Annotated in this window: 21 protein-coding genes and 1 pseudogene; 18 read left to right on the top strand and 4 right to left on the bottom strand. The window is 51.1% G+C overall.

Annotation, left to right across the window (positions count from 1 at the left end; translation table 11 throughout):
* Positions 1-14: 14 nt before the first annotated feature.
* From fdh3B (NY07_RS08375) to NY07_RS08335, 9 genes are all read left to right on the top strand, one after another.
* Positions 15-605, top strand: coding sequence for a formate dehydrogenase FDH3 subunit beta (gene fdh3B, locus NY07_RS08375; protein WP_033538894.1), 591 nt, complete (start codon positions 15-17; stop codon positions 603-605).
* 50 nt (positions 606-655) lie between these two features.
* Positions 656-1660, top strand: coding sequence for a formate dehydrogenase subunit gamma (locus tag NY07_RS08370; RefSeq protein ID WP_033538893.1), 1005 nt, complete (start codon positions 656-658; stop codon positions 1658-1660).
* Between the two features lie 480 nt (positions 1661-2140).
* Positions 2141-2338 carry a twin-arginine translocation signal domain-containing protein gene (locus NY07_RS08365; protein WP_033538892.1) on the top strand — a complete coding sequence of 66 codons (198 nt, stop codon included), beginning with the start codon at positions 2141-2143 and terminating at the stop codon, positions 2336-2338.
* A gap of 17 nt (positions 2339-2355) precedes the next feature.
* On the top strand, positions 2356-5211 hold the full coding sequence (locus NY07_RS08360) for a molybdopterin-dependent oxidoreductase (RefSeq protein WP_033538891.1): 2856 nt from the start codon (positions 2356-2358) through the stop codon (positions 5209-5211).
* Between the two features lie 20 nt (positions 5212-5231).
* On the top strand, positions 5232-5801 hold the full coding sequence (gene fdh3B / locus NY07_RS08355; RefSeq protein WP_011863874.1) for a formate dehydrogenase FDH3 subunit beta: 570 nt from the start codon (positions 5232-5234) through the stop codon (positions 5799-5801).
* 68 nt (positions 5802-5869) lie between these two features.
* Entirely contained in the window at positions 5870-6862 is a 993-nt protein-coding gene (locus NY07_RS08350) for a formate dehydrogenase subunit gamma (RefSeq protein WP_033538890.1), read from the top strand.
* Between the two features lie 182 nt (positions 6863-7044).
* Positions 7045-7488, top strand: coding sequence for an IS200/IS605 family transposase (tnpA, locus tag NY07_RS08345; protein WP_033538889.1), 444 nt, complete (start codon positions 7045-7047; stop codon positions 7486-7488).
* Between the two features lie 168 nt (positions 7489-7656).
* Positions 7657-7998, top strand: a complete 342-nt coding sequence (locus NY07_RS08340; protein WP_033538888.1) for a hypothetical protein — start codon at positions 7657-7659, stop codon at positions 7996-7998.
* Between the two features lie 216 nt (positions 7999-8214).
* Positions 8215-9594, top strand: a complete 1380-nt coding sequence (locus NY07_RS08335; RefSeq protein WP_033538887.1) for a class II fumarate hydratase — start codon at positions 8215-8217, stop codon at positions 9592-9594.
* Between the two features lie 109 nt (positions 9595-9703).
* Here the strand turns inward: NY07_RS08335 and NY07_RS08330 are convergent, their stop codons facing one another.
* Positions 9704-10867, bottom strand: coding sequence for an iron-containing alcohol dehydrogenase (locus NY07_RS08330; protein WP_033538886.1), 1164 nt, complete (start codon positions 10865-10867; stop codon positions 9704-9706).
* A 200-nt stretch (positions 10868-11067) separates the two neighbouring features.
* On the opposite strand from NY07_RS08330, the gene NY07_RS08325 reads away from it, so the two are divergent.
* Entirely contained in the window at positions 11068-11934 is an 867-nt protein-coding gene (locus tag NY07_RS08325; RefSeq protein WP_033538885.1) for an AraC family transcriptional regulator, read from the top strand.
* 6 nt (positions 11935-11940) lie between these two features.
* On the opposite strand, the gene NY07_RS08320 is transcribed toward NY07_RS08325, so the two are convergent.
* Positions 11941-12465, bottom strand: a complete 525-nt coding sequence (locus tag NY07_RS08320) for a phage baseplate protein (RefSeq protein WP_140946846.1) — start codon at positions 12463-12465, stop codon at positions 11941-11943.
* A gap of 370 nt (positions 12466-12835) precedes the next feature.
* Here NY07_RS08320 and NY07_RS08315 point away from each other — a divergent pair, with 370 nt between their 5' ends.
* From NY07_RS08315 to NY07_RS08285, 8 genes and pseudogenes are all read left to right on the top strand, one after another.
* Positions 12836-14179: a coproporphyrinogen III oxidase family protein gene (locus tag NY07_RS08315; protein ID WP_033538883.1), complete on the top strand. Its 1344-nt coding sequence runs from the start codon at positions 12836-12838 to the stop codon at positions 14177-14179.
* Between the two features lie 69 nt (positions 14180-14248).
* A complete protein-coding gene (locus NY07_RS08310) occupies positions 14249-14872 on the top strand; it encodes an HD domain-containing protein (protein ID WP_052125570.1) in 624 nt (207 codons plus the stop codon).
* A gap of 101 nt (positions 14873-14973) precedes the next feature.
* The gene (locus tag NY07_RS08305) at positions 14974-15255 is read left to right on the top strand and encodes a putative quinol monooxygenase (protein ID WP_033538882.1); all 282 of its coding nucleotides are present in this window, start codon (positions 14974-14976) and stop codon (positions 15253-15255) included.
* A 20-nt stretch (positions 15256-15275) separates the two neighbouring features.
* Positions 15276-15800: pseudogene (locus NY07_RS08300) on the top strand (GNAT family N-acetyltransferase); the annotation flags it as partial.
* A gap of 51 nt (positions 15801-15851) precedes the next feature.
* The gene (locus tag NY07_RS19180) at positions 15852-16229 is read left to right on the top strand and encodes a GNAT family N-acetyltransferase (RefSeq protein WP_258311758.1); all 378 of its coding nucleotides are present in this window, start codon (positions 15852-15854) and stop codon (positions 16227-16229) included.
* A gap of 134 nt (positions 16230-16363) precedes the next feature.
* Entirely contained in the window at positions 16364-17212 is an 849-nt protein-coding gene (locus NY07_RS08295; protein ID WP_033538881.1) for a PfkB family carbohydrate kinase, read from the top strand.
* A gap of 271 nt (positions 17213-17483) precedes the next feature.
* The gene (locus NY07_RS08290; RefSeq protein WP_033538880.1) at positions 17484-18176 is read left to right on the top strand and encodes an MOSC domain-containing protein; all 693 of its coding nucleotides are present in this window, start codon (positions 17484-17486) and stop codon (positions 18174-18176) included.
* An 80-nt stretch (positions 18177-18256) separates the two neighbouring features.
* Positions 18257-18577 (top strand): DUF4870 domain-containing protein, encoded by a 321-nt coding sequence (locus NY07_RS08285; RefSeq protein WP_033538982.1) that lies wholly within the window; start codon positions 18257-18259, stop codon positions 18575-18577.
* A gap of 56 nt (positions 18578-18633) precedes the next feature.
* Here NY07_RS08285 and NY07_RS08280 read toward each other — a convergent pair whose 3' ends face one another.
* Both NY07_RS08280 and NY07_RS08275 read right to left on the bottom strand, forming a co-directional pair.
* Positions 18634-20550: a methyl-accepting chemotaxis protein gene (locus NY07_RS08280; RefSeq protein WP_033538879.1), complete on the bottom strand. Its 1917-nt coding sequence runs from the start codon at positions 20548-20550 to the stop codon at positions 18634-18636.
* A gap of 253 nt (positions 20551-20803) precedes the next feature.
* Positions 20804-22453 carry an electron transfer flavoprotein-ubiquinone oxidoreductase gene (locus NY07_RS08275; protein WP_033538878.1) on the bottom strand — a complete coding sequence of 550 codons (1650 nt, stop codon included), beginning with the start codon at positions 22451-22453 and terminating at the stop codon, positions 20804-20806.
* Between the last annotated feature and the right edge of the window lie 111 nt (positions 22454-22564).

The following is a 22564-nucleotide window of genomic DNA, read 5'->3' as shown; positions in this document are numbered from 1 at the left end:
GGAGATAAGCCATTATGGCAGTCATGAAATTTCTATGTGACACCAAACGCTGCATCGAGTGTAACGGTTGCGTCACAGCATGTAAGAACGAAAACGATTCCGCTCTCGAGTGGGGTATTCAACGCCGTCGCGTCGTGACCATCAACGATGGTCAACCAGGTGAAGCTTCGATTTCTGTGGCTTGTATGCACTGTACCGACGCCCCTTGTCAGGCTGTTTGCCCAGCAAACTGTTTCTACAAGACGGAAGATGGCCTAACGCTGCATAACAAAGATACCTGTATCGGTTGTGGATACTGCTTGTATGCGTGCCCATTCGGCGCGCCTCAGTTCCCTAAGAAGGGCGCTTTTGGCAGCCGCGGCAAGATGGATAAGTGTACTTTCTGTGCCGGTGGCCCAGAAGAGACCTTCTCTGAGGCGGAGCGTACCAAGTATGGTGCTAACCGTCTGGCCGAGGGTAAGTTACCTATGTGTGCCGAGCTTTGTGCAACCAAAGCGCTGCTTGCCGGTGATGCTGAAGTGGTTTCCAATATCTACCGTGAGCGTATGGCAGCACGTGGTAACCCTAATGCGATCTGGGGCTACACCCCTAAGACTGGCGTTTAAAGTGAATAGTACCGTAAGCCTTCGGGCTTACGGTCTGTAAAGGAGTGACTATGTTATTAAAATCACTGCGCAGCCTATTCACTGTGTTGTTATTGCCATTGGTCTTGGCAATGGGTTTAGGTCTGACAGCGTCAGCCTATGCCGTTGACGACCAAACCAGTCAGCAAATGGCAAACACCAGCGACGCTGATTTATGGCGAGCCGTGAAGTCAGGAGACGAAGGATACACTACAGCGAAAGACGCTGAGGGTGGGGTCATGATTAACGTGTCGGCTATTGAAGGCACTAATGTTAAGAATGAATATCTCACGCCTATCATGGCACTAGCCGTTATGGGTGTATTTGGTGCTTTCTTGCTCTTCTATCTGGTGAATGGCTCTTCAAAGTTAAGTCATGGTTTCTCTGGCAAGATGATATTGCGCTGGACCAAGGCCGATCTTTGGATACATTGGGTATTGGCTATCTCATGCTTGGCGTTGATCTTTACCGGTCTTAACATCATGTTGGGTAAGCATGTACTACAGCCCTATGTGGGCACAGGTGTTTGGGGTTCGCTGATCTACGGCAGTAAGACTATCCACGATTATGTGGGTCCGCTGTTTATCGTCGCCTGGGCATTATGTGTGGTTAAATGGATGCCGATGCAGACATTTAAACTGTATGACCTGAAGTGGTTCCTTGTGGTTGGTGGTTACATCAACTTTGGTCCTTTCAAGGGTAAGCACCCAGACAGTGGCTTTGCCAATGCTGGTGAGAAGATGTGGTTCTGGACACTAACCCTGTTCGGCCTCTTTATCGCTGTTTCTGGCATTATGCTGGTAATGCCAGCGCTCGATTTACCTCGCGAAGCGTCTATGGCGGCACTACTGATCCATGGCCTGAGCGCCATCATCATCATCGCCTTTACTATCGTCCACATCTGGATGGCGACAGTATTGAGTGAAGGTGGTATGGAGTGTATGAAGTCGGGTTACTGTGATGAGAACTGGGCTATACAGCACCACAACCTTTGGTACGACGAGATCAAAGAAAACGGTACATTGACCTACAAATAGTAGATCTGAGCGACCGCTCAAGCTTGAATAAAGCACATCGAGAAAACACCCTTCCTGGTTATCAGGTGGGGTGTTTTTTTATGGGGAAATGAACAGGGGGGGAAGCGGACTTAGATCACCTTTGTTGATATTTTAAGCGATATTTTTATTTTCAATAACAACAACTTCATTACATCTGCTGGATCCCGATTTTGCCTTTTTTTGGCGTTTGCCATCATAGCGCACCAAATAAAACATGACAGACTTAACACTTTGGTCATTTATTCACTTTTTCTACTTATCCACCCCTGTTTAGATCAATATCCGTTGTCTGTTTCTTGCCTATATTGCCCCGGCAATTAATCGGATGTTTTTAATAAATATAGCAATTTCACTAAAAAGCCACCTGTAAATAACATTGCTGTAACCAATGTTCAGGGGCTTCGCTTGAATAGAACCATCCCTACTAATCGAAATTTCCTAAATCCACTAGGAGCAAGAATGAAGAAGCAACAGCCCGATCTGAATCGCAGATCTTTGCTGAAAGCACTCACCATTGGTGGTACGGCCGGTGTGGCCATTGCCGCCAGCGGTGTGAGTGTTGCCCATGCAACAGAGAATAAATCTCAAGAAAAACATACCGATGGCTACCATGAAACTGCACATATCCGCAGTTATTACAATAGCTTGCGTAGCTAATTAGGAGAATTTGAGCGATGAAGTTAACGCGCAAAACAAATGAGGCAGCAACAGCGGCTAAGCCAAGTTTAGGCATCAGCCGTCGTCAATTTATGAAGCACGCAGGTATCACCACTGGTGGCATCGCTGCAGCCTCTCTTCTCGGTACCGGCATGATGCGCCGTGCCGAAGCGAAAGATATTCCACACGACGCACCTATCGAGATCAAGCGCACAGTATGTAGTGCCTGTGCGGTCGGTTGTGGTCTATATGCTGAAGTACAAAATGGTGTTTGGACTGGTCAAGAGCCTGCATTCGATCACCCATTCAACGCCGGTGGTCACTGTGCCAAGGGCGCTGCACTGCGTGAACATGGTCACGGTGAGAAGCGTCTTAAGTACCCAATGAAGCTGGTTGACGGTAAGTGGAAGAGACTTTCTTGGGAGCAGGCCTTCAATGAAGTTGGCGACCAGATGCAGAGCATCCGTCAGGAGTCAGGCCCAGATTCACTCTATTTCATGGGTAGTGCTAAGTTTTCTAACGAAGGCTGCTACATGTACCGTAAATTTGCGGCCATGTGGGGTACTAACAACGTCGACCACTCGGCACGTATCTGTCACTCTACCACTGTAGCCGGTGTTGCTAACACTTGGGGTTACGGTGCGCAAACTAACTCTTTTAACGACATTCAGAATGCGAACGCGATCTTCTTTATCGGTTCAAACCCTGCCGAGGCACACCCTGTTGCCATGCAGCATATTCTGATCGCCAAAGAGAAGAACAACGCTAAGATCATCGTTGTTGACCCACGTTACTCTCGTACTGCGGCACACTCTGATCTGCACTGTGCTTTGCGTCCAGGTACCGATATCCCATTCATCTACGGTATGTTGTGGCATATCTTCGAAAATGGTTGGGAAGATAAGGCCTTTATCGAGCAGCGCGTGTTCGAGATGGAATCAATTCGCGAAGAAGTGAAGAAGTTCCCACCTAAAGAGGTTGCGGACATCACTGGTTGTAGTGAAGAAGAAGTTTACCAAGCCGCTAAGCTGATGGCTGAAAACCGTCCAGGTACTGTAGTTTGGTGTATGGGTGGTACCCAGCACCACGTAGGTAACGCTAACACTCGTGCCTACTGTATCCTTCAGTTAGCCCTGGGTAACATGGGTGTATCTGGTGGTGGTACTAACATCTTCCGTGGTCACGATAACGTACAGGGTGCAACTGACTTAGGTCTACTGTTCGATAACCTTCCTGGTTACTACGGTTTGAGCTCTGGCGCTTGGGCGCACTGGAGTCATGTATGGGAGCTCGACTTAAACTGGGTTAAGGGTCGCTTCGACCAAAACGAATACCTAGGTCGTGTGCCAATGAACACTCCTGGTATTCCGTGTTCTCGTTGGCACGATGGTGTACTGGAAACGCCAGAGAAATTAGCGCAAAAAGATCGCGTCCGTATGGCGTTCTTCTGGGGACAGTCTGTCAACACAGAAACCCGCCAGCGCGAAGTGCGTGATGCTCTGGATAAGATGGACACAGTTGTTGTTGTGGATCCATTCCCAACCATGGCGGGTGTTATGCACCGTCGTAAGAATGGTGTTTATCTGCTACCAGCATCGACTCAGTTCGAGACCGAAGGTTCAGTGTCTAACTCTGGCCGTAGCCAGCAGTGGCGTGAGAAGGTGATCGAGCCGCTATTCGAATCTAAGACAGATATCGAAATCATGTACCGTCTGTCGCAAAAGCTTGGCTTCGATAAAGAGTACACCAAGCGCATCGCGAAAGATGCCAATGACATGCTAGTGATCGAAGACATTACCCGCGAGATTAACCGCGGTATGTGGACTATCGGTATGTCTGGCCAGAGCCCAGAGCGTCTGAAGCTGCACACCCAAAACTGGGGCACTTTCAACAACAAGACACTAGAGGCTGAGGGTGGCCCAGCTAAGGGTGAAACCTATGGTCTACCATGGCCATGTTGGGGTACACCTGAGCAGAAACACCCTGGTACTCAGATTCTTTACAACACAAGCAAGCACGTACTGCAAGGTGGTGGTAACTTCCGTGCACGTTATGGTGTTGAATACCAAGGCAAGAACCTATTGGCCGAAGGTAGCTTCTCTAAGGGCAGCGAAATCCAAGACGGTTACCCAGAGTTTAGCGACAAGCTGCTTAAGCAACTTGGCTGGTGGGATGACCTGACTGCTGAAGAGAAAGCTGAAGCGGAAGGCAAGAACTGGAAGACCGACCTTTCAGGTGGTATCCAGCGTGTCGCAATGAAGCACGGTTGTATTCCATTTGGTAACGCCAAAGCACGTTGTATCGTGTGGACCTTCCCTGATCAAGTGCCTGTACACCGTGAGCCGCTGTACACACCACGTCGTGATCTTGTGTCTAAGTACCCAACATATGATGACATGCAAGTTCACCGTCTACCAACGCTGTACAAGTCAATCCAAGAGAAAGACACAGCAGCTAAGTACCCACTGGGTCTGACTTCTGGTCGTTTGGTTGAGTACGAGGGTGGTGGTGAAGAGTCGCGTTCTAACCCATGGCTGGCTGAACTACAACAAGAGATGTTTGTTGAGATCAACCCAGGCGATGCGGCAGATCGTGGCATTCGCAACGGTGACACTGTATGGCTGGAAGGCGCCGAAGGTGGCCGCATCAAGATCAAGGCTATGGTGACACCTCGTGTGAAACCAGGCGTGACTTGGATGCCATACCACTTCGCCGGTGTTATGCACGGTGAGAGCTTAGAGAATAACTATCCAGAAGGTACTGTGCCTTATGTGATTGGTGAGTCTGCAAACACGGCATTGACCTATGGTTATGACCCTGTCACGCAGATGCAAGAGACCAAAGCGTCGCTTTGTCAGATCACTAAAGCTTAAGTATCGGGAGATTTGCCAATATGGCTACAATGAAATTTTTATGTGATACCAAGCGCTGCATCGAATGTAACGGCTGTGTCACGGCATGTAAAAACGAAAATGACTCTGCGTTGGAGTGGGGTATTCAACGTCGCCGCGTGGTGACCATCAATGACGGTCAGCCAGGCGAAGCCTCTATCTCTGTGGCTTGTATGCACTGTACCGACGCCCCTTGTCAGGCGGTTTGTCCTGCAAACTGCTTCTACAAGACGGAAGATGGTCTGACGCTGCACAACAAAGATACCTGTATCGGTTGTGGTTACTGCCTATACGCTTGTCCGTTTGGTGCGCCTCAGTTCCCTAAAAAGGGTGCCTTTGGCAGCCGCGGTAAGATGGATAAGTGTACTTTCTGTGCTGGTGGTCCTGAAGAGAACCATTCAGATGCAGAGCGTCAGAAGTATGGTTCTAACCGTATTGCTGAAGGTAAGTTGCCAATGTGTGCCGAGTTGTGTGCGACTAAGTCGCTACTTGCCGGTGATGCTGAGGTTATCTCAAACATCTTCCGCGAGCGTGTTGCATACCGTGGTTCGAAAAATGCGATTTGGGGCTAATCCCCAGCTTGTATAAGGCCACAACAATCCACACCGGGCTCGCCCGGTGTGGACGATAAGGATGTAATATGAACAAATGGTTCAAACAATTTAGCGTGATCTTAGCGCTAGTGATAGGTACCACATTCAGTGCCCTGTCGTTCGCCCATGGCGATGCGACCGACCATAGCCATGCCGCCACCGAGGGGCAGATCTGGTCTGAGCTACAGTCAGGCGCTACCGGATACACTACCTCTCACGGTGAGTTCCATAACCAGCCGATCAACAGCTATGATCTGCGGGTATTGGAGCTGCGCAGCGATTGGCTGGCACCTGCCTTAATGGCGGCGCTGTTTGGCATGATCATCATCTTCGTACTGTTCATCAAGGTGAATGGTATCTCCAAGTTGCATCATGGCTTCTCGGGCAAGATGGTCTATCGCTGGTCGAAATTTGATGTCTCTATTCACTGGTTAGGGGCGATCCCTTGTCTGCTGTTGATCCTCACGGGTTTGACGCTGCTGGCGGGTCGTTTCTTCTTCCAGCCGTATCTGGGTGAAGGGTTCTGGGCTGGCTTAGTGTATGGCGCCAAGCAGATCCACGATTTCATGGCGATTCCGTTCATGATTGGTTGGGCGCTGATGACCACACTCTGGGCAAAGAACCAGCTACCTAAGATGTATGACGTTAAATGGTTCCTGGTCGTTGGTGGTTACATCAACTTCGGTCCGTTTAAAGGTAAGCACCCTGATGCTGGTTTTGCTAACGCCGGTGAGAAGATGTGGTTCTGGGCCTTTGCATTATTTGGTCTGATTATTTCAGCCTCAGGTATGCTGTTACTGTTCCCGAACCTGTTCGAGCCTAGCCGCACCCTAAGCCTGATTGCCTTGGTGCTTCACTCCGTGAGTGCCATCATCATCTGTGCCTTCTCTATCGTACATATCTTCATGGCAACTGTGATGTCAGAAGGCGGTATGGAGTGTATGGTGTCGGGTTACTGTGATGAGAACTGGGCAAGCCAGCATCACAACCTTTGGTATGATGAGATCAAGGCCAACGGTACGCTAAAATATAAAGAGTAATCTTTAAGCGACGCTCAACAACACAAACACCTCGTCGGGTCTCTGACGGGGTGTTTTTTTATTGTCATTCTAAAACCACCTCCTATGGAGGTGGTGAACGTCTGATTTAGGCTATGCCTGAAGGTTGCTCATGCTAAATACTAACTTTGTTTGTAACCAGCAAATAAAGAGAGGTAAATAGCATGAGCAGATATGAATCAGCTTCACATGTTTTCTACAGGTGCCAATATCACATAGTTTGGACTCCAAAGTATAGATATCGAATTCTAAAAGGAAATGTGGGTAAAGAGGTTCATCGTAGTATCTACATCTTCTGTAATATGAAGAAATGTAAAGTAGTCGAATTAAACGTTCAGTTGGATCATGTTCATCTTGTTGTGAGAACCCCGCCGAGTTTAAGCGTGTCAGAATTAGTAGGTGTCTTAAAGGGGAGAACAGCGATTAGATTGTTTGCGAAGTATCCGTATTTAAGAAAGAAGAAGTTGTGGGGTAATCATTTCTGGCAACGAGGGTATTTTGTTGATTCGGTAGGAGCAAACGAAGAAATAATTAGGCGATATGTGCGGCATAAGGACAAACAAGAGAAGGAAGAGGCCGAGCGTCAATTGCAGTTGAACGTTGATTAATGAATCAGCCCCCTTATAGGGGGCCAATCAAAGCCACCTTCTATGAAGGTGGATTTTTACCTTGTCGGCAAGACTCCTGTGTTGAAAACCTGTGGTGGATGATTGACAACTTTCCTAAAGCGACTAGCTTAAGCTGTTAGCAATGAATGATTTAAAGGGAGTTGAATAATGTATAGAGGGATACTGTTGGCAATCGGTTTAGTTGCCAGTGGCGTGAGCCTTGCCGACGATTTTCAGGTGAGTTCGCAGATCACCTTGAAAGATGAGTTGCTTGGCACGCCAACCCTGTTGGTTAATCAGGCCGAGGCCGAGTATGTGATACTGGGCGATCTGTATCGGTTCAGCGTCAACGTGACCCAACACAATGAAGCTCAGGTCTTGGTCGATTTCAGCCTGAGCGGCAAGGGTTATGATACCCAGTCTCAGGTGCTTATCGACTTGGATAAAGCCGTCGTACTCGACTTTGATGATCAACAGTTTCGTTTTCTCATCAACAAGGTCAGCGGATAAACCGAGTTTATTGCTCAATGCTCGGTTAATTTAACCCGCACTCCCGATTTCATACTATCTTGCTGGTGACTCGGGCGACCTCAGTATTCAGCTTGAGAGAGTTTTCCACTCTGAATAGGTCTGCTTGTTGCGACTTGTCTGGAACATTCGTCGCTGATCGCCAGTCACACAGATTTGACCTAAGCTCAAGGTAGCCTCATCAAGTAGGAGACAGAGATGGATAACAAGCGGGTTAGCGACAGTATGGGCGATCTCAACATTCCCGCAGACGCCCTATATGGCGCGCAAACTGCGCGGGCAATTAAGAACTTTCCGGTAAGCGGCCGCACCCTGCCGCGCAGTTTCATTCGCGCCTTATTGTTAGCCAAGCTTGCTGCAGCTGAAGCCAATGTAGCACTAAAGCAGCTTGAGCCACCGATAGGCCAGGCGATGGCCAAGGTAGTGCAGCAGCTATTGGCAGATCCTCAGATGATGAGCCATTTCCCCATAGATATGTTTCAGACCGGCTCGGCGACCAGCACGAACATGAATGCCAACGAAGTGCTGGCGACGCTGGTGTCGACGAGTCTCGGGACACAGGTGCATCCCAATGATGTGATCAATCTGGGCCAAAGCAGTAACGACATCATTCCCAGCGCAATCCATATTAGTGCCTTGTTAGCCGTAGAGCAGTCACTTCTGCCCTCATTGGCGCTTCTATTCCAAACCATCCAAGACAAGGCCCTGCAGCTCAACGACATCACCAAGACGGGGCGAACCCATCTGATGGATGCCATGCCGGTACGCTTCGACCAGGTGCTGGGGGGCTGGGCGAGTCAAATCGAGCAGTGCAGCGATATGATTAAGGGACTGCGCGGCGAGCTGGCACAGCTGCCCGCGGGGGGCACAGCAGTAGGGACTGGGGTCAATACCCATAAGGAATTTTCGGCGCAGTTTTGCGAAAAGCTCTCGGCGCTGACTCGTACCGAGTTCCGCCCGGCTGACAATCTGTTTAGCCGTATGGCTAGCCATGATACTGCTGTCGCGCTATCGGGCCAGTTGAAGACCCTGGCTGTCGCGATCATGAAGATCAGCAATGACCTGCGCTGGATGAACTCTGGCCCGCTGGCGGGCCTGGGTGAGATTAGTCTGCAGCCGCTGCAACCTGGGTCCTCTATCATGCCGGGTAAGGTGAATCCTGTGATCCCTGAGTCTGCCTGCATGGTGGCCGCCCAAGTGATGGGGAATGATATGGCGATCACCATCGCTGGTCAGTCAGGGAACTTCGAACTGAACGTGATGCAGCCGCTGATCGCGGTCAACCTGTTGGAGAGCATAGATATCCTTAGTAACGTCTCGCGCCTGTTGGCCGACAAGGCGATTGCCAGTTTTACGGTGAATCGCGAGCGAATCGAGGACTCCCTGCATCGCAATCCGATACTGGTCACCGCCTTGAGCCCTAAGGTGGGTTATGTGCAAGCCGCTAAAATCGTCAAGCAAGCCTATCAGGAGCAGCGACCTATCTTCGAGGTGGCTAAGGCTCTCACCGACCTTAGCGATGAAGAGCTTAAGCAGCTACTTGACCCCGAGCGTCTGACCCATGGTGGCTTGGAATAATGGCGTAGAGTAGAGCCTAGCGTTCTGGCGTCAGGTCTTAGGCGGAGAAGGGACGATATAGCAAAAAGGCACCTCCTGTGGAGGTGCCTTGAGTGTCTGCTCTGGGTGTTTACCAGGCCATCTCTAAGATCTCACGGCTGATATCCAGGCTGAGATCGCCAGATTCAGATAGCGCCGTCATGCCATGGGCTTCGAGTGCAGCTATGATGTCACCAATCTGTTCCCGGGCGATATCATAATCACGCAGGCGGGTCTTAAGGCCCAGTTGCTGGAAGAACTGCTCCGTTTTGTCGATCGCCTGATCGACGCGGCTCGCTTCGTCGCCCTCTGTGATATCCCACACGCGCTCGGCATATTGCAGCAATTTGGCGTGCTTCTGGCTCTTGCGGACACGCCAGACCGATGGCAGCACTGCGGCCAGAGTTTGCGCATGATCAACGCCAAACAGTGCCGTTAGTTCGTGGCCAATCATATGGGTTGTCCAGTCGAATGGCACGCCAGCGCCTATCATGCCGTTGAGGGCCGAGGTGGCGCTCCACATCAGGTTGGCTCTGGCGTTGTAGTTCTCGGGCTCTTCCAGAGTGATAGGGCCAATTTCGATCAGGGTGCGCATGATCCCTTCGGCGGTTCTGTCTTGAACCCGACCATCGACAGGGTAGGTGGCATACTGCTCCAGCACATGGACGAAGGCATCTACAACACCGTTCGCTACCTGGATCTTAGGCAGGGTGAAGGTCAGGGTCGGATCCAGCAGCGAGAAGCTTGGGTAGATGCTGGGGTGATTGACAGGAAACTTACCGCCCTGATAACTCACTACGCCGAAAGCATTCATTTCAGAGCCTGTGGCTGGCAGTGTGGCTATGGTGCCCAGTGGCAAAACTCGATCTGCCTCGACTGGCACAGGGGCGAAACCGTGGAACAGTAGGCTGGCACTGTCACCCTCAAATCGTGTTGCCAGGGCGATGAACTTGGTGCCATCCATCACAGACCCCCCACCGACCGCGAGCAGGAAGTCGATAGACTCCTCTTTAGCTAGCTTGGCCGCCTTGGCCAGGGTCTCATATTGTGGGTTGGCCTCAATGCCGCCAAATTCGACGACGGTGCGATTACCCAGGGCGCCGAGAACCTTGTCTAAGGTGCCGAAGCGTTTCACGCTGCCGCCGCCATAGGTCACCATGACACGGGCGTCTGTAGGGATCAATTTGTCTAGTTCGGCCAGGCGGTCTTTACCGAAAACGATCTGTGTGGGATTGCGATAATCGAAATTAAGCATGGGGATACCTTGTGTCACCTAAGAATATGCTGCACATACTAGTCTTCTGGCGCGAGTTTTAAATACCTATTGCTGGACAGTGCTTGCCTATTTCTACTCAATTTCTGTTTAATGATAATTAAATGGCCTTTTTTGATGCCTTTTCCTGCCCTGGTGGTAGTATTGCCTCAGTTTGTTGTGTCTGGTTATTGAGGTGAAGCGTGAAGAGTGTTGCCGAATTGATGTCTGAGCTGGCTCCCGATGAGGGAATGAATGACAGCGTATTGCCGGGGATCAAGCTGTTTCGGGGATCGGCTTATGGCGCACGTGGTCCACTGTGTTATTCCCAAGGGATCATGATTGTCGGCCAAGGCAAGAAGCGGATCTATCTCGATGACAAGGTGTTTGATTATGATCCGCAAAACACCTTAGTGATGACTGTGCCTATGCCGGTGGAGTGTGAAACCTTTGCCAGCCAAGAGGAGCCCGTGCTGGTGATGATGATAGATATCGAGTTGGCACAGCTTAATCGTCTCATTCCCATCATGGACAGCTATCACAAGGTACCCCAGTCCCTTAATGAGTCACGCCTGCCAGGTTATTTTATTGCACCGACCAGCGAGTCGCTCGAATGCAGCATTCATCGTTTATTGCAGGCAATGCAGTCTCCGCTCGAGGCCGAGGCCTTAGGGGAGGCCATGGTGCTGGAGATCTTATATCGTTTGTTGGCTTTGCCCAATGCGGCGCCTCTGTATGCCTTAGCGCTGAGTCACACTCGGCTATCACGTATCGATAAGGCGCTAAGCTATCTGCATAAGCATTTTGCTTCCAGCATAGAGGTCGACCAATTGGCTGCCTTGGTAAATATGAGCCCTTCGGCGTTTCATCGCTGTTTCAAGGAGGTCACCGCCTCATCACCGATCCAATATCTGAAGAAGCTGCGCCTGAATAAGGCAAAGGAGCTGTTGCTGCAACGGCGCGTAAAAGTTAAAGAGGCGGCAATCGCGGTGGGTTATGAAAGCCCGGCTCAGTTTAGTCGAGAGTTTAAGCGCTACTTTAATCAGAGTCCGGGAGAGTGTGTCAGGTGAGCCTTGTTACAGCTTGATGCACTGTAATAAGACGATAAAAGGCGGCATATTGTTGTGAGCTATGCTGTGACCTTCAGGTTCGGTGCGACGCTTTTGGTGTTGTCGCATGCCGACATCATCGCCTTCGCCAGTCGCATATTCCGGCTCGTCTCCCGCGTCATAGTAGTACCAATCGTCATAGACGTGGGTATGCTTGGGTAATTCGGCGAGCGTGAGTTTATGCTTTTCCTCGCCGCCGATAGCTTTGAGCTTGCGTACAGACAGATCATTTTCTTGATCATTTGCCGCCAAGGTAACGCGACCAACCCCCTCGTTATAGCGCTGCCAACCCTCTGGGCAGTTGGCCAGCTCGAAATAGGCAACAGTCCCGGCTGGAATGATGCTTCCGGATTCGGCGATCTGTTTGCTAAGGGCGATGACCCGTTGGCTGTTGGCGAGAGTATTGGCGGCGAGTTCGGTGTATTTGATATAGCCAAAGAGAGCGAGTGAGACGGTGAGCAACACCGAAACCAATAAATTCCATTTCATCATTAACGTCCTTGTATAGAGTAGCGCTGAGCCAGCAGGGCTTGAGCCTACATCTTTATTTTTATTAGTTATTTAACCTACGTTATTTAGTTCATCGCTGCAACATATCGATTTTTGCAAAACCCTAGCGAAGCCATATTGTTACTGGTATTGGGTCATAATGGGTGATCACCTTTGTTCAATGTTTACTAAAACATGACATGCTTAACAATTCTTCAGCTAATCTAATGTTAGGTGTTGTAACTCTAAGCCAGTTCACGTTTTATATATTCCTTTAGTGATACTTTTGTGTTCCGCAAATGGATGTGTATCGCTTTAAGTCCTTATTTATTAAAAGGCTTTGTTCTCAAGGCCGGTTCAGCTAGGAATATCTATGTCTTCGTCTTCTATTATTCAAACGGCGCCAGGTGAATTGATTACGCCTTATCAAGCTAATATTACTGTCCCCAACTGGATGCTGAACTCGATGGAACGAGTGATGCAGTACTATGTTGATAAGAATCTACGACTAGATACCCAGTCTGCTTCTATGATGCCTGCTCCTGTGGAAGGCAAGAAGTATATGCTGTATGCCCATGTGCCTTTTTGCCATACGCTATGCTCCTTCTGTACCTTCCATCGCTTCCTGTTTAAAGAGGAGAAGGCGCGCGCTTATTTTGTGTCGCTGCGTAAAGAGATGGAGATGGTCAAGGCGCTGGGTTATGACTTCGAGTCCATGTATATCGGCGGTGGTACGACTACGGTATTGGAAGACGAGCTGGCCCGCACCATCGAATATGCCAAGACGCTGTTCCCTAGCATAAAAGAGGTCTCCTGCGAGTCGGACCCTCAACACCTCGACAGCCCCGGCTTTAAGCTGCTGGAAGGCTTGGTGGATCGCATGTCTATCGGGGTACAGAGCTTCAACGACGACATTCTTGCCATGACAGATCGTCTGGAGAAGTTTGGCTCGGGTCAGCAAACCTTCGATAAGATCATGGCAGCCAAGGAGCTGTTTCCCATCATTAACGTGGATCTCATCTTCGGCTTCCGCGGCCAGACAGATGAAGTGATTCAACACGATCTGGATATGGCTTCGCGTCTCGATCCTCGTCAGATCACCACCTATCCGCTGATGATCACTCATCAGACCCGCAAAAGCGTTAAGGGTAAGCTGGCGGCCCCTCAAGGGGATATGGCGCGTCAGTATCGCCAAATCCTCAATAGCCTCAACGGTCAGTATAACCAGCTGTCGGCTTGGGCGTTCGGTAAGGCCAACAACGAAGGCTTCGATGAGTATGTGATCGATTATGACGAATATCTTGGGGTTGGTTCAGGCTCCTTCAGTTTCCTCAACGATACCCTGTATGTGAATACCTTCTCTCTGCGCAAGTATCAGGAAAACATTGCCGCTGGCCGTATGGGGGTTGAGCAGCAGAAGAACTACAGCCAGAAAGATGTGATGCAGTATCGCTTCCTGCTGGGCATGTTCTCAGGTCGTCTGTCGCGCAAGTATTTCCGTGATACTTTTGGCGTGAACTTGGATTGGGCGCTCTTTAAAGAGATGACCTCGATGAAGGCGATCGGTGCCATCAAGAATGACCCCAGCGATCCCGATAACCTGATCGTTACAGATAACGGTAAGATGATGGGCCTCTTGATGATGAAAGAGTTCTACTCAGGCATGGATAACGTGCGTGCGCAGCTGCGTAAGCCGCTTAAGCCCTGTGATATGTAAGGGGCATTTGCCATCTGAGCTAAAGAGGCTGATCATAGATCAGCCTTTTTTATTGCCGGAGCTTTACCAATGCAGGCCTTTGACCCCCTGTTTGCACAATTTCTACAAGGTATCACACCAAGCGATGCTGCCCATGACCTGCAGCATGTTGCCCGTGTGGTGAAAACGGCCAAGCGCCTGTGCGCAAGCGAATCTGCCTGCGCCGAAGTGGTGGTGCCAGCGGCTTGGTTGCATGACTGTGTGGCGTTGGCCAAAGACGATCCTCAGCGCCACCTCTGTTCTACTTTGGCTGCCGACAAGGCGATCGCGTTTCTCACCGAGGTTGGCTATCCAGAGCAGTATTTGGCGGCGATTCATCATGCCATTTTAGCCCACAGCTATAGTGCTGGTATCGCCCCCGAAACGCTGGAAGCCAAGATAGTGCAAGACGCCGACAGGCTAGATGCTCTGGGCGCCATTGGCGTGGTGCGTTGCCTGCAGGTGGGCACCTCTTTGGGACGAGCCCTGTATCATTCGGAAGATCCCTTCTGCCACTCCAGAGTGGTGGATGATAGCCGCTACACCTTAGATCACTTTAAGCAGAAGCTGTTTACCTTAGCGGATACCATGCAAACTGCGTCTGCTAAAGAGGAGGCGGAGCATCGTACCAGAGTGATGCAAGACTTTCTCGCGCAGTTGGCCGAGGAGATCTAAATAAGCTTTTTAAGCTGTCAGTATGAATAGCCGCTAAGCTTTGCGACGTCGTTGTGAATAGGGTAGTTTGGTGACTTCTTCATTGTGTACAGGGAAATCAGATGATAGTACGTATAGGTGAATTTCAGGCCGCCACAGGTCAGGCTGACGAATTAAAGGCCTTCCTCTTATCTTTAAGTGATTATATTTGCGCATCGCCCGGCTGCCTAAGTTACGAAGTCTTGTGTCCGCTCGATGAAGTAGGGCGCTTCGTCGTGGTCGAGCGTTGGGCGTCTGCCGAGCAGCACCGCGCCTCGGTGCAGGCTTACCCCAGTGACAAGATGCAAGAGGCCATGGTGCTCTTCGCCGCACCGCCAAGCGGCAGTTATTACGCGCTGGCTTAGCTGAAGCGAAGGCAACTGAGATGATCTACTTTGAGACACAGCGACTGCTCTGCCGCGCCTTTGAATTGGCCGATCTAAAGCTTTTTACCGCCTACCGCGCCGACCCTGAGGTGGCCCGCTATCAAAGCTGGCAAGATTACCAATATCAAGATGCGCTGACGCTCTTTGAGGGGCTGCGACAAACCCCCTTTGGCACGCAGGGCACCTGGATGCAGCTGGCTCTGGAATGTCGTCAAACTAAGAGTTTGCTGGGAGATCTGGCGCTGCATTTTATCGATGAGCAGCAGGTTGAGATAGGCTTTACCTTGGCGAGCGAGTATCAGGGTCAGGGCTTGGCGCGAGAGGCAGTGCAGGGATTATTGCTTTACCTGTTTGAGACCTTAGGGAAACACAGGGTCTCGGCTATCACAGATGTAGACAACCATGCCGCCTGGGGCCTGCTTGAGCGTGTTGGATTTCGCCGCGAGGCACACTATCGGGACAATATCTTCTTCAAGGGCAGTTGGGGCAGCGAGTATGGCTACGCCCTGCTAGCGAGTGAGTGGCGAGAAGTACATGAGGCAGAGAGTATACAAGGTTTTCGCCTGATAAAGCGGGTGGCACCATTGGATGATTTCCTGCATCTTCGGCAGATAACGGGGTTGACTCCGAGAAGCCGCAGCGCAGCAGAAAAGGGGCTGCCGCTTAGCCTGTTTGGCGTACATATCTTAGATGGCGAAAAGGTGATTGCCATGGGCCGTGTGGTGGGTGATGGTGCGCTAAATTTCGAGCTGGTGGATATTGCGGTAGACCCTGAATATCAGGGGAGAGGCCTGGGAAGTACGATCATGGAGAACATCATGGCTTATCTAGACATCGAGGCGCCAAAGGGCGCCTACATTACCTTAATGGCTGATGTGCCAGCCCTTTATCTGAAATTTGGCTTTAAGTACTCGCGACCGGCGAGTGAAGGCATGTATCTGCTGCAGCCTTAATTAGTTGAGCTGGCCTTCAGGCCTTGATATAAATGAAGCTTGGCAGGCCCCGTTTATTTAGCATGTGGGCCTAAAACCTCATTCTTGTTTAGGCGATCTTATCTTCTGCTGATCCGCTATTACCCGGAGCATTCATGGCCAATATCTTGCTGGTTGCCAATCTTAATTGCGATCGTATCCTCAGGCTGAATAAGCCGTTAAAGATGGGAGGGCGCTTTCATTATCAAGATGGCGGACAGCGCCTTGGTGGCGGCGGCGCCAATACCGGTATTGGTCTGGTGTGGGCCGGACATGATGTGGCTTTAGTGAGTCAGGTGGGCCGCGATGAGATTGGTGATTGGCTGCTGGCTGAGGCGAGCACTCTGGGCATAGATTGTCGTCTGATGCAGCGTTATCAGCAACATACCTGTGAGATGTTGTTGGTGATGACCCCGGATGGTGAACGTACCATCATACGTCCCGAACGCCCCAAGTTTGAGTTGGCGGCGCCGCCAAACTGGCACAATTGGGATGCCTTCTATATTAACTCATCGGCTGAAGGCGCGGTGAGTTGGGCCAAGACCGCCTTACCCCACAGTCTGGTGGTGGCGCAGCTGGCCAAAGATGATCGCACCCGGCCCTGCCATGTATTGATCGCCTCGCGTGCCGATATGCAGGGGCGCAGTGAGCTATCGCCTTGGGAGTATGGTCTCTCTATTGCCGGTGACAGTTTACAGGCCTTTATCGTGACCGATGGCGCCTCTGGTGCCGTGCTTTATCAGGCTGACGGTGAGGTTCGAGTGGCAGCCGAACCTGCCGATGTAGTGGATACTACGGGGGCGGGGGATGCCTATGCGGCTGGTTTAATTCACGGCCTGGTTCGAGGAGATGATTATACGCTGGCGATGGCAGAAGGCGCCCGTTGGGCGGCGTTTGCGGTGGCGACAGAGAGCTCGATACCGGGAGAACAGTTAAAAGACTACCTGGAACACGCGACTCACTAAGCTGCAGAGATTTGTCATCATAATGTCATTATCTCGGGCTAGAGTAGCTGCATTGGTCGCAAGCAGTTCCCTGACCTTGTTTTGTGTAGCTTCTTTTTTAACATAGCGTGTTTTTCTGTTCTCTCGCCCCATCTTCTGGGGCTTTTTTTTGTCTGTAACATAATCTTCTAGTCTGACGAAGTCAGAAATGCCATGATAATGTCTCGCTCGCTGAGGGTGGGGCGCTTGAATCTGTGAGCTACTAGGTCGGTCATTAGGGAGTGTTGTCGAGATGAGTGTGTTGGTGAATAAGATTTCGGGTCTGTACCGTGGTGATCAGGCCAAAGTCCATGCTGGGGTGAACAGCATGATCGATGCCAAGCAGTCATGTTCCCGCTTAGTGGTGGGTGAAATGAGTGTGCAAGGTGATGGTCAAGCCGATCCTAAACATCACGGCGGCGCCGACAGAGTGTTACACCATTTTCCTCGTGAACATTATGGTCAGTATCGTCGCTGGGACATGATGCAGGGATTTAAAGATGTGCCCGCTATGGGTGAGAACATCAGTACCGTTGGGCTGGATGAGACCCAGGTGAATATCGGCGACATCATTGGGATTGGCGACGTTGAATTGCAGGTGACTCAGCCGCGTTCCCCCTGCTTTAAGCTGAATCACCAATTTGGTCATCCCGAATTTGCCCTGGCCATGCAGACCTCAGGCTTGTGTGGCTGGTTTTATCGCGTGTTAACACCGGGCGAGATAGGGCTAGGCGATAGCATTCGTCTGCTGGAGCGCCGCAGCGATATGAGCCTGCGTCAGGCGATGAGCATCTATTTCGCCACCGAGTTTGATGCTAAGGCCTATGATAGACTGGCCAGCACTGAGGGCTTGGCGCTTTCTTGGGTTAACAGCTTGCAGCGCCGTCTGGAAAGTCAGAAGATAGAAGCGTGGGAAATGCGCTTATTTGGACCTAAGGGTCAGTAATTGTGTAGTCATTGATTATGAATCATCAAGGAGAGTCATTCGTGTCAGAATTTGAAACCTTATCCCGTGACGATAAAAACATGGGGGTCGCGGTACATTTAGCCAGTTTTTCAGGTTATCTCATTCCCTTTGGATCTATCTTGGGGCCACTGATCGTCTGGTTGATGAAGCGTGAGGAGATCGCCTTTGTCGACACCTGTGGCCGCAACTGCCTGAACTTTAAGATAAGCGTCATGGTGTATGCGGTGATCAGCATGATCCTTATGTTTGTCGGTATCGGTTTTATCTTACTGGGTATCTTGGCCGTGTTCGATATCGTCGTCACCATCATTGCCGCCATGAAGGCTAGCGAAGGGATTAGCTACCAGTATCCGTTGACGATTAAGTTTCTTAAGCCCTAATCACTAAGCACAAAATAAAAAGCCCGCAATCGCGGGCTTTTTTGATGGGGCCAAAGCTATACCTTGAAGCCAGCGACCAGGGTGTCGAGGCGATGGGCCAGCTGATTGAGCGACTGACTGGCCTGAGCCACCGCTTGCGAGGTCTCGCTGGTACGCTGGGTGATCTCGCTGATCTCTGTGACATTGCGATTGATATCTTCCACTACTGTGGATTGCTCTTCGGTGGCAGCCGCGACCTGAATATTCATGTCCGTAATGGCGCCAATCTGCTGGCTGATCTCCGTCAGAGCATGGCTGGCCTCATCGACCGCCTGCACACCTTCCTGGCTGCGGCTCTTGCTCTGGGTCATGGCTTCGACGGCGCGAGCCGCTTCACTTTGCAGGTTGTCGATCATCTTCTGCACCTCATCGGTCGATGCGGCGGTGCGTGAGGCGAGGTTACGTACTTCTTCGGCGACCACGGCGAAGCCTCGGCCTGCCTCACCAGCTCTGGCGGCTTCGATGGCGGCATTGAGCGCCAGCAGGTTGGTTTGATCTGATACGGCGCGGATCACATCCAAGATGCTGCCTATCGAGGTGGTGTGGGTAGCCAGAGACTCAATCACATTGCCCACCTGCTCCACATCCAGAGAGAGTTGGTTGATGGTGTCACGTGCTCGGGTGACCACGACTTGGCCGCTGTTGGAGGCGTTGTCGGCATCTTTAGCATTGTCGGCGGCCTGGGCGGCGTTGCCGGCGATCTCATGCACTGTGGCACCCATCTCATTGATGGCGGTGACTACCATCATGGTCTGATCTTTCTGCAGCTGGCTGTCATCCTGGGTTTGCTGTGCCTGATGGGCAACATCTTTGGCCGCATGACTCAGCTGCACACTGGTGTCGGTCACCTCTATGATGGAGTGCTGGATCTTCTCGATAAAGCTGTTGAAGCCCTTGGCCAGTTGAGCCAGTTCATCGTTGCCCTCGACAGGCAGGCGTTGGCGCAGATCGCCTTCGCCCTGACCTATATCCTGTAGCATATCGGCGACCTTGGCGATAGGTTGGCTGACCGAGGCTGAGACTAAGGTGGAGAGGCCGATAAAGGCGGCGGCGATAAGCACTGTCCAGATAAGGATCTGGTAGGCGGACTCTTCCAGCAGGGCAAATACTTCGGCCCTAGGCACTTGGGCGACCAGATACCAATCCATAGAAGGAATATAGCTGCTGGCAACCAGCAGTGTCTCGCCGTTTAGCTCTGTCTGTGTTAGGCCAAAATCGCTACGGTTGAGTAGCTGCCGAGTCACGTCACCACCATAGAGCGAGGCTAGGCTGGCCTTGCCGATCTGGCTGGTGTCTGAATGCAGTTTCACATCGCCCTTGGCATCCACCAGGTAGACAAAGCCTGTGTCTTCAATCTTGAAAGATTTGAGTAGGCGCACCATGTCATCCAGTGATTTAGCTAGTCCCACTAGACCGCGATCATTGGGTTGCTGGTAGTTGATGAACAGCTTGACCTCACCATTGGCCTCGGTAAATACATTGAGCATGCGCTCTGTGCCGCTATCTTTATAGTTGAAGAACCAGCCATCCTGATCTGGGGTGAGAATTCGCAGGAAACCGTCCTGAGTGTAGTAGGCGGCGGTTTGCCTGTCGGCATAGGAGGCTTGTACCAGCTGGTATTGATTCTGAATGTCTTTGAGTTGGGCGATCACCAGAGATTCGGTCTCGGCCGGGCGACCCTCGACCAGCCACTGCTTGAGCATCTTGCTACTGGCCAGCTGCTCGGCGGCATTCATCAAGGTGGCGATATCCATCTCGACCTTGTTGCGTATCGCTTGCAAGGTGTTAGGCAGTTCTGAGCTGAGCATGCGCTGCTCGACAACTTCCTTGGCGCTGCGCTGACTTAAGACGCCGACCAGTACCGTGGATAGCAAAACGGCAACGGTAACCGTGAGTAAGATCTTCTGCTTTATGGTGAGCATGTTTAGTTTCATCGTTTATGACTCGCATCTACTCTGTCCGAGTGTTATCGGAGTTGTGAATACTTGATTTAAGGTTAGTCGCTGTTTACTAAACACGCTAAACCATTGAACTTTTTTAGGTAGGGTTCCATTTGGATTCAAATGGTACGTTTTGAAAACGCTTGTAGGTATGGCGCCATTATGGTTGCGAAGAATGTTAATCGCAAGTAAAAACGCGCCCTAAGGCGCGTTTACATTCTGTACGTTTATCGTGCTAATAGCCGGATTACATATTCGGGTAGTTAGGTCCGCCGCCGCCCTCAGGAGTCACCCAGGTGATGTTCTGGCTTGGGTCTTTGATGTCACAGGTCTTGCAGTGAATGCAGTTCTGACCGTTGATGACAAACTTCTTCTCGCCAGCTTCTTCCACTATCTCATATACCCCCGCAGGACAGTAACGCTGGGCAGGTTCGTCGAACTTAACCAGATTGACCTCGATAGGGATCCGCTCATCTTTGAGACGCAGATGACACTGCTGATCTTCCTCATGGTAGGTGTTCGACAGGTAAACAGAAGAGAGCTTGTCGAAGCTGAGCTTACCGTCTGGCTTAGGGTAGTCAATCTTACTGTAGGCACTGACGTCGGCCATCTGGGCGTAGTCGGCTTTTTCGTCCCTTAGAGTAATAGGGAACTTACCGCCAAACCAGTTTTGATCTATATAGTTGAAGGCACCCCCCAGGTAGGCTCCAAACTTGTGCATCGCTGGGCCAAAGTTGCGTGAACTATAGAGTTCTTCTTGTAGCCAGCTCTGCTCAAACTTTTCTTGGTAGCAGTCGAGATCTTTGCCACCTTCCACACCGGCATGCAGGGCATGACAGATGGTTTCGGCCGCGATCATGCCGCTCTTCATTGCCGTATGGGTGCCCTTGATCTTGGCGAAGTTCAGGGTACCGGCATCACAGCCGATGATGAGGCCGCCAGGGAAGCTCATCTTAGGCAGAGAGTTGAGTCCGCCTTTAGTGATGGCGCGGGCGCCATAGCTGATGCGCTCACCACCCTTGAGGTACTGGCTGATCACTGGATGTGTTTTGTAACGCTGGAACTCATCGAACGGGCTCAGGTGCGGATTCTGATAGTTGAGATCTATGATAAGACCTACGGCTACTTGGTTGTCTTCCATATGATAGAGGAAGCCGCCACCTGAAGTGCCGTCGGTCAGTGGCCAGCCGCCAGTGTGAACCACTTTGCCTTGTTCATGTTGCTCGCTGGGGACCTTCCAGATCTCCTTGAACCCCAGGCCGTAGTGCTGCGGCGTCTTGCCGTTGTCCAGGTGGAATTTTTCAATCAGCTGCTTGCCCAGGTGGCCACGGCAGCCTTCGCTAAATACTGTGTACTTGGCATGCAGCTCCATGCCGGGTTCATAGCTGTCCTTTGGCTCGCCATCGGCGCCTATGCCCATGTCGCCTATGATAATACCCTTGACGCTGCCATCTTCATTGAACAACAGCTCGCTGGCGGGGAAGCCAGGAAAGATCTCGACGCCAAGCGCTTCGGCGCGTTCTGCTAACCAGCGAGCCAGGTTACCGACACTGATGATATAGTTGCCATCGTTGTGCATCGTCTTAGGGATAAAGGCATTGGGCATGGCGCGTGATGCCGAGTCTGAGCTGAGCATATGGAGCTCATCATGGGTGACGGCCGTATGCAGCGGCGCGTCCAGTTCTTTCCAATCGCCGAACAGTTCTTCGAGCACCTTAGGTTCGAACACGGCTCCCGAGAGTATGTGTGCGCCCACTTCTGAGCCCTTCTCGACTACACAGACACTTAGCTCTTGGCCTGAGTCTTGAGAGATTTGCATTAGTCGACATGCGGTAGCCAGACCGGCTGGGCCTGCACCAACGATTACGACGTCGAACTCCATCGATTCGCGTTCCATCACTTCACCTCTTTTTAGCTTTCCCCCGATTGAAACGGGTGTTTTATTCTTTGTATCCACCTTACCTTAAAATGGTGAAATGGCACAGAGTTTAAGCAGTCAGGATAGACT

Source organism: Shewanella sp. ECSMB14101 (assembly GCF_000773485.1).
In the GTDB taxonomy this organism is placed as follows: domain Bacteria; phylum Pseudomonadota; class Gammaproteobacteria; order Enterobacterales; family Shewanellaceae; genus Shewanella; species Shewanella marisflavi.
Note: the sequence above shows the minus strand (reverse complement) of the source record. Positions and strands in the feature narration are given on the sequence as shown.

Bases quoted from the DNA above. Each gene is read 5' to 3' on its own strand.
- NY07_RS08285 (WP_033538982.1), top strand. From the start codon at position 18,257: ATGGGGGTCGCGGTACATTTAGCCAGTTTTTCAGGTTATCTCATTCCC.
- NY07_RS08295 (WP_033538881.1), top strand. From the start codon at position 16,364: ATGGCCAATATCTTGCTGGTTGCCAATCTTAATTGCGATCGTATCCTC.
- NY07_RS08280 (WP_033538879.1), bottom strand. From the start codon at position 20,550: ATGAAACTAAACATGCTCACCATAAAGCAGAAGATCTTACTCACGGTT.
- NY07_RS08290 (WP_033538880.1), top strand. From the start codon at position 17,484: ATGAGTGTGTTGGTGAATAAGATTTCGGGTCTGTACCGTGGTGATCAG.
- NY07_RS08275 (WP_033538878.1), bottom strand. From the start codon at position 22,453: ATGGAACGCGAATCGATGGAGTTCGACGTCGTAATCGTTGGTGCAGGC.
- NY07_RS08340 (WP_033538888.1), top strand. From the start codon at position 7,657: ATGTATAGAGGGATACTGTTGGCAATCGGTTTAGTTGCCAGTGGCGTG.
- NY07_RS08350 (WP_033538890.1), top strand. From the start codon at position 5,870: ATGAACAAATGGTTCAAACAATTTAGCGTGATCTTAGCGCTAGTGATA.
- NY07_RS08310 (WP_052125570.1), top strand. From the start codon at position 14,249: ATGCAGGCCTTTGACCCCCTGTTTGCACAATTTCTACAAGGTATCACA.
- fdh3B (WP_033538894.1), top strand. From the start codon at position 15: ATGGCAGTCATGAAATTTCTATGTGACACCAAACGCTGCATCGAGTGT.
- NY07_RS08335 (WP_033538887.1), top strand. From the start codon at position 8,215: ATGGATAACAAGCGGGTTAGCGACAGTATGGGCGATCTCAACATTCCC.
- NY07_RS08370 (WP_033538893.1), top strand. From the start codon at position 656: ATGTTATTAAAATCACTGCGCAGCCTATTCACTGTGTTGTTATTGCCA.
- NY07_RS08315 (WP_033538883.1), top strand. From the start codon at position 12,836: ATGTCTTCGTCTTCTATTATTCAAACGGCGCCAGGTGAATTGATTACG.
- NY07_RS08330 (WP_033538886.1), bottom strand. From the start codon at position 10,867: ATGCTTAATTTCGATTATCGCAATCCCACACAGATCGTTTTCGGTAAA.
- NY07_RS08320 (WP_140946846.1), bottom strand. From the start codon at position 12,465: ATGATGAAATGGAATTTATTGGTTTCGGTGTTGCTCACCGTCTCACTC.
- fdh3B (WP_011863874.1), top strand. From the start codon at position 5,232: ATGGCTACAATGAAATTTTTATGTGATACCAAGCGCTGCATCGAATGT.
- NY07_RS08305 (WP_033538882.1), top strand. From the start codon at position 14,974: ATGATAGTACGTATAGGTGAATTTCAGGCCGCCACAGGTCAGGCTGAC.
- NY07_RS08360 (WP_033538891.1), top strand. From the start codon at position 2,356: ATGAAGTTAACGCGCAAAACAAATGAGGCAGCAACAGCGGCTAAGCCA.
- tnpA (WP_033538889.1), top strand. From the start codon at position 7,045: ATGAGCAGATATGAATCAGCTTCACATGTTTTCTACAGGTGCCAATAT.
- NY07_RS08365 (WP_033538892.1), top strand. From the start codon at position 2,141: ATGAAGAAGCAACAGCCCGATCTGAATCGCAGATCTTTGCTGAAAGCA.